This is a genomic window from Streptomyces antnestii, assembly GCF_004005495.1.
GTDB lineage: Bacteria > Actinomycetota > Actinomycetes > Streptomycetales > Streptomycetaceae > Streptomyces > Streptomyces antnestii.
Map to the genome: position 1 here is coordinate 63,414 of NZ_RZYA01000033.1, position 8,521 is coordinate 71,934.

Sequence of the window (8,521 nt, forward strand, 5' to 3'; positions counted from 1 at the left end):
CCCCGCACCCCGCCCGCGAAGGAGGCCGCGCCCCATGGCCGTGGACGAGTTGGACACCCGCATCCTGCGCCTCCTCCTGGAGCAGCCGCGTACCAGCGTGCGCGAGTACGCCCGTATCCTCGGCGTCGCCCGCGGCACCCTCCAGGCCCGGCTCGACCGCCTGGAGCGCGACGGCGTGATCACGGGCACCGGCCCGACCCTGTCCCCCACGGCGCTCGGCCACCCGGTCCTCGCGTTCGTCCACATCGAGGTCACCCAGGGGCACCTCGAAGAGGTCGGCGACGCGCTCGCCACCGTGCCGGAGATCATCGAGGCCTTCTCGATCACCGGCGGCGGCGACCTCCTGACCCGCGTCGCGGCCCGCGACAACGGCCATCTGGAGGACGTCATCCAGCAGCTGAACCGGCTGCCCGGCGTGGTCCGCACCCGCACCGAGGTCGCCCTGCGCGAGCGCGTCCCGCACCGGATCCTGCCCCTGGTCGAGGCCGTCGGCCGGGCCGCGTCCGCCGAGCGCCGGTGACCCCGGTCCGGGCATCCTGGAAGACATGAGCACCCTGGGCAGTACCTCGGTCGTCTTCGATCTCGACGGAACGCTCGTGGACAGCGAGCCGAACTACTACGAGGCGTGCCGGACGACACTCGCCGAGCACGGCGTCCCGGGCTTCACCTGGGAGGAACACGAGTCGTACGTCGGCATCAGCACCCAGGAGACCCTCGGGATCCTGCGCAAGAAGTACGGCATCCAGGCCACCGTCGCCGTGCTGCTCACGGAGCTGAACACCCGCTACCTGGCGCTCGCCCGCGCCAACACGCCGGTCTATCCGCAGATGCGGAAGTTCGTGGAACGGCTGCACGCCGCCGGGGTGCCGATGGCGGTGGCCTCCGGGTCCTCCCCCGAGGCCATCGAGGCCATCCTGTCGGGCACGGGCCTCGCCGCGCAGCTCAGGGCCTATGTCTCGGCGGACGCGGTCGCCCACGGCAAGCCCGCTCCCGACATCTTCCTGGAGGCGGCGCGCCGGATGGGCGCCATGCCGGCGCACTGCACGGTGGTCGAGGACGCGATCCCGGGAGCCGTGGCCGCGTACGCCGCCGGGATGCACTGCATCGCGGTCCCGTACGTGATCTCACAGGCCGGCGATCCCGCGTTCGCGACGGCGGGGCTGCTCTTCCGGGGCGGGCAGCGGGAGTTCACGGCGGAGGCCGCGTACGACTGGCTGGCGCGAACGGCGGCCCGTGACACCGCGGGCACTCCGTACCCTCTGGATGGTTAGTCCAGCGAGAGGGAGTCCCTGATGAGCGACCTGCCCACCTACGACGACGTCGTGCGCGCGCACGAGCGCATCGCCGCGCACGCCCACCGCACCCCCGTCCTCACCTCCCGCCTCACCGACGCGGAACTCGGCGCCTCGCTCCACTTCAAGTGCGAGAACTTCCAGCGCATGGGCGCCTTCAAGTTCCGCGGCGCGTTCAACGCGCTGTCCCGGTTCTCCCCCGCGCAGCGCCGCGCCGGCGTCGTCGCCTACTCGTCCGGCAACCACGCGCAGGCCGTGGCCCTCGCGGCCCGGATCCTGGAGATGCCCGCGACCATCGTCATGCCCCACGACGCCCCCGCGGCCAAGCTGGCGGCCACCAAGGGGTACGGCGCGGAGGTCGTGATGTACGACCGCTACACGGAGGACCGCGAGGAGATCGGGCGCGCGCTCGCCACCGAGCGCGGCCTGACGCTGATCCCGCCGTACGACCACCCGGATGTGATGGCAGGTCAGGGGACGGCGGCCAAGGAGCTGTTCGAGGACGTCGGTGAACTCGACGTCCTGTTCGTCCCGTTGGGCGGCGGCGGCCTGCTCTCCGGATCGATACTAGCGGCCCGCGCCCTGTCCCCGGGCTGCGCGGTCTACGGTGTCGAGCCCGAGGCGGGAGCGGACGGCAGGCAGTCGCTGCGCGAGGGCCGCATCGTCCACATCGACACCCCGCAGACGATCGCGGACGGCGCGCAGACCCAGCACCTGGGCGAGCACACCTTCGCCGTCATCAAGGACGGCGTCGACGACATCCTCACCGCGTCGGACGACCAACTCGTCGAGTGCATGCGGATCTTCGCCACCCGGATGAAGACGGTCGTCGAACCGACCGGCTGCCTCGGTTTCGCCGCGGCGCGCACCATGGCCGGACAGCTGCGAGGCCGCCGCGTCGGCGTGATCGTCAGCGGCGGCAACGTCGACCTCGAACGCTTCACGGAGCTGGTCCGGTCCTGAGACGCCTCTTCGAAGCGCTGCGCTCCCGGCACCGCTGCTCGGCGTCAGGGGCGGCCGCTGGTCTCAGTAGCGCTGCGCCTTGGCGACCTTCGCGGTCAGCTTCATCTCCGGGGGCTTGCGGCTGATGGCGAGGGGCTGGGCCCGCTTGCCGGGGTCGAGGTTCTCCGCGCCGACGTACCGGGTCTCGACGACCTTGCCGTCGGTGTCCTTGAAGTCGACCTGCACGGCGTAGGAGGCCTTCTTGTCGGTGCTGTTGGTGATGTTGACGACGACGGCGAACACGCCGCCCGTCTGGGACCGCGGCTTGCCGGTGAGGGCGACGTCGGCCGTGGCGTTGCCCTGGCCCTTGACCTTCGCGAGTTCTTTGGCGGCCGTGGCGTTGGCGCGTTCCACCTCGGCCGACACGGACGCCTCGAACTCGGAGGCCCTGGCCGAGGCGGAGCTCGCCGCCGCCGAGGCCTCCGCCTTCGCCGAGGCGACGGCCGACTTCGCGGCGGACGCCATCGCGGAGGGCGGGGTGCCGGAGAAGGAAGCCGTATTGGGGGGTGTCGCGCGCGGGCTGACGCTCGACGAACTCTTGTTGCCGCTCTCCGTGCTGCACGACACGAGCGCCGCGGCGGTTGTCGCGGTGGCGAGCACCGCGAGGACGGCCGTCATGGACCGCCGCCGGCGCGGCGCCGGCTTCTTCCCGGGGGAACCGGCACTCATTCAGACGTCTCCTTGAATCTCTCCGAAAGCTCTGGCTCTCTCCGGCACTTCCGACGGGGGCGCCGGCGAGGTCAATAACGCATGATTCCGACGATTCCCGTCCCCTCCGGGAGGGTGCCGTCGGGGACGAAACGCACCTCGGCGCCCATCTCCAGGGCCCGTTCGACGATCTCGTCGACGATGTCGTCGTGGGCGTCCAGGTCGCCGGGCTCGGCCGGAACCAGGTGGTCGCCGTCCTGCCGGACGGTGGTGCGGAAGTGCTCCTCGACGACGAGTACGCGGACCCGTCCGGCGGCGACGTGCTCCCACACCTCGTCCACGCCCGCGGCGAGCTCCTTCCAGCCCCGGGCGCGCTCGATGTCCGCCATGGTGGCGGCCACGCTCTGCTGCTCCTGTGCGGTGACGGCGGGCCGCACCGCCTCGCGCACCGCCTCGGCTCCGGCGTTCGCGAGCCCGCCATGGGGCACGGGGACGGCGTGCTCGGTGGCGGTTCCGACCTCGTTGAGCAGGGTGACGGCCGCCTGCTCACCGGCGACATACAGCCGCGCCGTCGGAGCCAGGGCCTCACCGAGCGCCGTGTCGACCTGCCGGAAGAACTGGCGGGTCCGCTCGTCGCGGTAGGTGCTCGGGATGTCCCCGATGCGCTCCTTGCGCTCGGCGTCGGGGTCGTCGAGGCTCCGGGTCAGCGGGAATCCCGCGGTGTGCTGCTCCACGAGGCGCCGCGCGTCGCCCCTCCACAGCGCGGCGCGGTCCGCCGAGACCGCGAGGACCCAGTAGGGCTGTTCGGCGGTGTACGCGGCGACGAGGTTGCGGGTCAGATACGTGTCCGCGAGGACGACCCGTTCGGGAACGGTGCGCGGCAGCGACCACACGTGGTGCTCGCCCGGCGAGGCGAAGATCGCCAGACCGTCCTCGGCGTGGTCGAGGTCGATCTCCGCGAGCGCCAGATCCAGCTGCTCGACGATGTCCTGGCGGCGCTCCGGCGTCACCGCGGCATCGGCCTCCAGCTTCTTGGCCGCGTCGGCCAGCAGATTGCGCAGCCGGATGGGGTCCTGCGCGTTGTCCGGCTTGCGCCGGTGCGTGGGCACGAGGACCGACACTGCCGGATAGTGCCGGGGTCGGCGCAGCGACGCGAGCACGGCGGGTGTCAGTTCGGGCTGCATGGGAGAGCGCCTTTCCGGGGGCGTGAGGCGTCACAAGGTTTCCTCGATGCACGATATGCCCCGAATTGCGGTTCGGCGCGCGGCGCTACTCCCCTTGCGCTCCCGACACCTCCAAGGGGACATGCCAGACATTTTGTGAATATGGTCATCCTCTGTCGGTTCCACCGCCCCACGGCCAGAGGAAGACATGACGCAGGCAGACAGCTCCCTAGCCGCCGACCAGCCCGAGCAGTCACCCGCGGCCAAACTGACCCTGCTCACCCTGACGACGATGGTCGTCGGATCCATGGTCGGTGCCGGCGTCTTCTCCCTGCCGAGCCGCTTCGCGCAGGAGACCGGCGTGGCGGGCGCCCTGATCTCGTGGGCCATCGCCGGCACCGGCATGCTGATGCTCGCCTTCGTCTTCCAGAAGCTCGCCGTCCGCAGGCCCGACCTGGACGCCGGTGTGTACGCGTACGCCAAGGCCGGGTTCGGCGAATATCTGGGCTTCTTCTCGGCGTTCGGCTACTGGGCCAGCGCCTGCGTCGGCAATGTGACGTACTGGGTACTGATCATGTCGACCATCGGCGCGATCGCCCCCGCCCTCGGCGACGGCGACACCGCGCTGGCGATCGTCCTTTCCTCCGCGGGACTGTGGGCGTTCTTCTTCCTCATCAGGCGGGGCGTCAAGGAAGCCGCCACGATCAACCGCATCGTCACCGTCGCGAAGGTCGTGCCGATCCTCGTCTTCGTCCTGCTGGCCCTGTTCTGCCTCAAACCGCATGTCTTCGCGGAGAACTTCGCCGGCGCCGACTACGCAGGCTCACTGTTCCACCAGGTCAGAGGGACGATGCTGGCCACCGTCTTCGTGTTCCTCGGCGTCGAGGGCGCGAGCGTCTACTCCCGGCACGCCAAACGCCGCGAGGACGTCGGACGCGCGACCGTGCTGGGTTTCCTGAGCGTCTTCGCCGTCTTCGCCTCCGTCACGATCGTGTCGTACGGCATCCTGCCGATGGGCGAGATCGCCGAGCTGCGCCAGCCGTCCATGGCGGGCGTCCTGGAGGAGGCCGTCGGCACCTGGGGGAAGGTGTTCGTCAGTGTCGGCCTGATCATCTCCGTGCTCGGCGCCTATCTCGCGTGGACGCTGATGGCGGCCGAGGTCCTCCTCGTCGCCGCAAGGGACAGCGACATGCCGCGGTTCCTGGCCCGCACGAGCCACGCCGACGTTCCTGTGCCCGCACTCGTGATGACTACGACCCTCTCCCAAGTCGTCCTGGTCATCACCTCGTTCTCGGACGACGCGTTCAACTTCGCGCTCGATCTGACGAGCGCCCTGTCGCTGATCCCGTTCCTGCTGGCCGCCGCGTTCGCCGTGAAGATCGCGGTGCGGCCGGACGCACTCACGGTCGGGGCCCACGACTCGCGCGGCGAAGTCGCCGTGGCGGGCATCGCGACCGTCTACACGGCCTTCCTTCTCTACGCGGCCGGGATGAAGTTCGTCCTGGTGTCCTTCATCATCTACGCGCCCGCCACGGTCCTCTTCGTGATGGCCCGCCGTGAACAGGGCAGACGCCTGTTCTCCCCCGCCGAACTCGTCATCCTCGCGGTGTCCGTGGCCGGAGCGGTCCTCGGCGTCATCGCCCTGGCGGCCGGCTGGATCAGCCTCTGACCGGCCCGCCCGTCGCACCGACTCTCTGGAAGGCACATCGTGACCACCAACGACACCACGGCCGAGCCGGCGCTCGGCGTCCATTCCGAGGTCGGCACGCTGCGCAAGGTCCTGGTCTGCGCGCCCGGCCTCGCCCACCGCAGGCTCACCCCGACCAACTCCGACGACCTCCTCTTCGACGACGTGATGTGGGTGGAGAACGCCCAGCGCGACCACGCCGACTTCGTCAACAAGCTGCGCGGACGCGGCGTCGACGTCGTCGAACTGCACGAACTCCTCACCGAGACCGTGACGATCCCCGAGGCGAAGGCCTGGCTCCTGGACCACAAGATCGTCGCGAACGAGGTCGGCCTCGGCCTCATGGACGACACCCGGGCCTTCCTCGACGAGCTGAGCCCGCGCCGTCTCACCGAGTATCTGATCGGCGGCCTGGCCACCGCCGACCTGCCGGACGAGTTCCGCTCCGACCACGTCGCCCTGGTCCGCGAGTCGACGGGCGTACGCGAGTACCTGATGCCGCCCCTGCCCAACACCCTCTACACCCGCGACACGACCTGCTGGCTGTACGAAGGCGTCACCCTCAACCCGCTGTACTGGCCCGCACGCCACGACGAGACCCTGCTGATGAAGGCGATCTACACGTTCCATCCCGACTTCGCCGGCTCCACCGTGTGGTGGGGGGACCCCGAACGGGACTGGGGCCAGGCCACGTTCGAGGGCGGCGACATCATGCCCGTGGGCAACGGCATCGTCCTGATGGGCATGAGCGAACGCACCTCACGCCAGGCGATCACGCAGGTGGCGGCCGCGCTGTTCGAGAACGGCGCGGCGGATCAGGTCATCGTCGCCGGCATGCCGAAGCTGCGCTCCGCCATGCACCTGGACACCGTCTTCACCTTCGCCGACCGCGACATCGTCACGCTCTACCCGGCCATCATGGACGCCGTGCACACCTTCACGCTGCGCCCCGGCGACGATCCGTCCGGCCTCCACATCACCGACGAGGGAACGCGCCCGTTCGTCGACGTCGTGGCGAAGGCACTCGGCCTCGGCGCACTGCGCGTGATCGAGACCGGCGGCGACGTCTACGCCTCCGAGCGCCAGCAGTGGGACAGCGGCAACAACGCCGTCGCGGTCGAGCCGGGCGTCGTCATCACGTACGACCGCAACACCCAGACGAACACGCTGCTGCGCAAGGCGGGCGTCGAGGTCATCACCATCGTCGGCGCGGAACTCGGGCGCGGCCGAGGCGGCGGGCACTGCATGACCTGCCCGCTGATCCGGGACCCGGTCGACTTCTGACCTGCGCCGGGTACGCCCGGACCCACCTGTCGTACGCGTACGGCCGCCCGCGGTTGCCGGGCCACCACCCGTTGTCGCCATACGGCAGAGTCACTGCCAGTCGGTGCGTCCGCCCGTGTCGCACAGCTCGAAGACCACTTCCCCCGCGTCGGGGTGGCTGCCGGCCACGGGCCGCACCCGGGCGCCGATCCACACCAGGTTCGGGGCGGCGCCGACGACGCGGCACCGGTACACGAAGCCTTCGGGGAACCTGACCAGCGACTCGTTGCGCGCCGTCCCCGTGTACCGGTTCACGACGCTGGACTGCACGACGACGCCGATTCCGGCGCTGTGCTCGCGCTGCAGATCGCTGGACGCGCACACCGGACAGAGGAGCCGGCGGAACGAGGCGGTGCCGCACCAGCGGCAGCGCTGGATCGTCAGGCCGGTCCCCTGGGTCTCCACGGTCTGCGTGTGCCCGGGCGTCGCGGTCGGCGCGGTGTGGGTTGCAGTCTCGGACATGTCTCGGCCCCCTGCGCTCGGCTCTGATGCGCCGCACCTTCGCGTCGGCGCCTTCGCACCGTATGGCACTGAGTGCCAAGCTGTAAAGGTACTGGGTGCCAAAGCGAACCGGAGGGGCCTGGGCGGCCCGGGGAGGGGACTCAGCCCTCCCCGAACGCCGACTCGATCCGCTGCACGACCTGCCACATCGGGGCGCCCTTCGGAGCGACCATCACGATGACGTCCTCCTCGGCGGCGGCCGGCCGCGCCCTTTCGTCCGCGCTCCCCCACACACCGCGCACCATCCCGAGCGCATGGTCCACCGCCTCGTACGGATCCCCCTCGCCGCCCGAACGCAGCCAGGAACGCAGCCCGTTGTTGTGGGCGGCGACGACGGACGCGGCGATCACCTCGGCACGCAGGGCACCGTCCCGCTCCCGCGCGAAGCGCGCGCGCAGGTACCCCGTCATGGTGCGCTCGTAGCGGCGCACCACCGAAAGTTCGTATGTCCGCAGGCCCGGCACCTCACGCGTGAGGCGGTAACGCTGCACGGAGAACTCCGGGTTGGCCGCGTACATGCGCAGCACGAGGCGCGCGGCGTCGCACACGGTGCCCACCGGGTCGCCGCCGTCTGCCCCGTCGAGGAACGCGGTCACGTCGGCGAGACAGCGCTCGTGGTCCGGGAAGACCGCGTCCTCCTTGGACGGGAAGTACCGGAAGAACGACCGTCGCCCGACCCCCGCCCTGGCGACGATGTCGTCGACCGTGGTCTGTTCGAAGCCCCGGTCGAGGAAGAGCTGGAACGCCGCCTCGGCGAGCACCTCCCGCATCGGCGCCTTCTTGGCCGGTCTGGTCGACTCCGTCATGCCGGGAACGTAACACCGAATCCGCTCGCCTGGCACCACGTACCTTGCCAGAGGGTACTGAGTGCCATAGTGTCGATTTCAGGAATCGCACCAGGGTAG

At 70.4% G+C, this 8,521-nt stretch carries 9 protein-coding genes; 5 read left to right on the forward strand and 4 right to left on the reverse strand.

Annotation, left to right across the window (positions count from 1 at the left end):
- The first annotated feature begins 34 nt into the window (after nucleotides 1–34).
- The 3 genes from EOT10_RS39335 to EOT10_RS39345 are packed head-to-tail and all read left to right on the forward strand — an operon-like array spanning nucleotide 35 to nucleotide 2,255.
- Nucleotides 35–520, forward strand: a complete 486-nt coding sequence (locus EOT10_RS39335; RefSeq protein WP_127833182.1) for an Lrp/AsnC family transcriptional regulator — start codon at nucleotides 35–37, stop codon at nucleotides 518–520.
- A gap of 25 nt (nucleotides 521–545) precedes the next feature.
- Nucleotides 546–1,271 (forward strand): HAD family hydrolase, encoded by a 726-nt coding sequence (locus EOT10_RS39340; protein ID WP_127833183.1) that lies wholly within the window; start codon nucleotides 546–548, stop codon nucleotides 1,269–1,271.
- A 21-nt stretch (nucleotides 1,272–1,292) separates the two neighbouring features.
- Nucleotides 1,293–2,255 carry a threo-3-hydroxy-L-aspartate ammonia-lyase gene (locus EOT10_RS39345; protein ID WP_127833184.1) on the forward strand — a complete coding sequence of 321 codons (963 nt, stop codon included), beginning with the start codon at nucleotides 1,293–1,295 and terminating at the stop codon, nucleotides 2,253–2,255.
- Between the two features lie 63 nt (nucleotides 2,256–2,318).
- On the opposite strand, the gene EOT10_RS39350 is transcribed toward EOT10_RS39345, so the two are convergent.
- Together EOT10_RS39350 and EOT10_RS39355 are read right to left on the reverse strand one after the other, a co-directional pair.
- Nucleotides 2,319–2,963: a hypothetical protein gene (locus EOT10_RS39350; protein ID WP_127833185.1), complete on the reverse strand. Its 645-nt coding sequence runs from the start codon at nucleotides 2,961–2,963 to the stop codon at nucleotides 2,319–2,321.
- 71 nt (nucleotides 2,964–3,034) lie between these two features.
- The gene (locus EOT10_RS39355; RefSeq protein ID WP_127833186.1) at nucleotides 3,035–4,126 is read right to left on the reverse strand and encodes a baeRF3 domain-containing protein; all 1,092 of its coding nucleotides are present in this window, start codon (nucleotides 4,124–4,126) and stop codon (nucleotides 3,035–3,037) included.
- Between the two features lie 187 nt (nucleotides 4,127–4,313).
- Between EOT10_RS39355 and EOT10_RS39360 the strand changes: the two genes are divergently transcribed.
- Both EOT10_RS39360 and EOT10_RS39365 read left to right on the forward strand, forming a co-directional pair.
- Complete coding sequence (locus tag EOT10_RS39360; protein ID WP_127833187.1) at nucleotides 4,314–5,774, forward strand: basic amino acid/polyamine antiporter; 1,461 nt, start codon at nucleotides 4,314–4,316, stop codon at nucleotides 5,772–5,774.
- A gap of 39 nt (nucleotides 5,775–5,813) precedes the next feature.
- Entirely contained in the window at nucleotides 5,814–7,076 is a 1,263-nt protein-coding gene (locus EOT10_RS39365; RefSeq protein ID WP_127833188.1) for an arginine deiminase, read from the forward strand.
- Between the two features lie 90 nt (nucleotides 7,077–7,166).
- Here the strand turns inward: EOT10_RS39365 and EOT10_RS39370 are convergent, their stop codons facing one another.
- Nucleotides 7,167–7,577 carry a Zn-ribbon domain-containing OB-fold protein gene (locus EOT10_RS39370; protein ID WP_127833189.1) on the reverse strand — a complete coding sequence of 137 codons (411 nt, stop codon included), beginning with the start codon at nucleotides 7,575–7,577 and terminating at the stop codon, nucleotides 7,167–7,169.
- Between the two features lie 140 nt (nucleotides 7,578–7,717).
- Nucleotides 7,718–8,386, reverse strand: coding sequence for a TetR family transcriptional regulator (locus tag EOT10_RS39375; RefSeq protein ID WP_189492697.1), 669 nt, complete (start codon nucleotides 8,384–8,386; stop codon nucleotides 7,718–7,720).
- Between the last annotated feature and the right edge of the window lie 135 nt (nucleotides 8,387–8,521).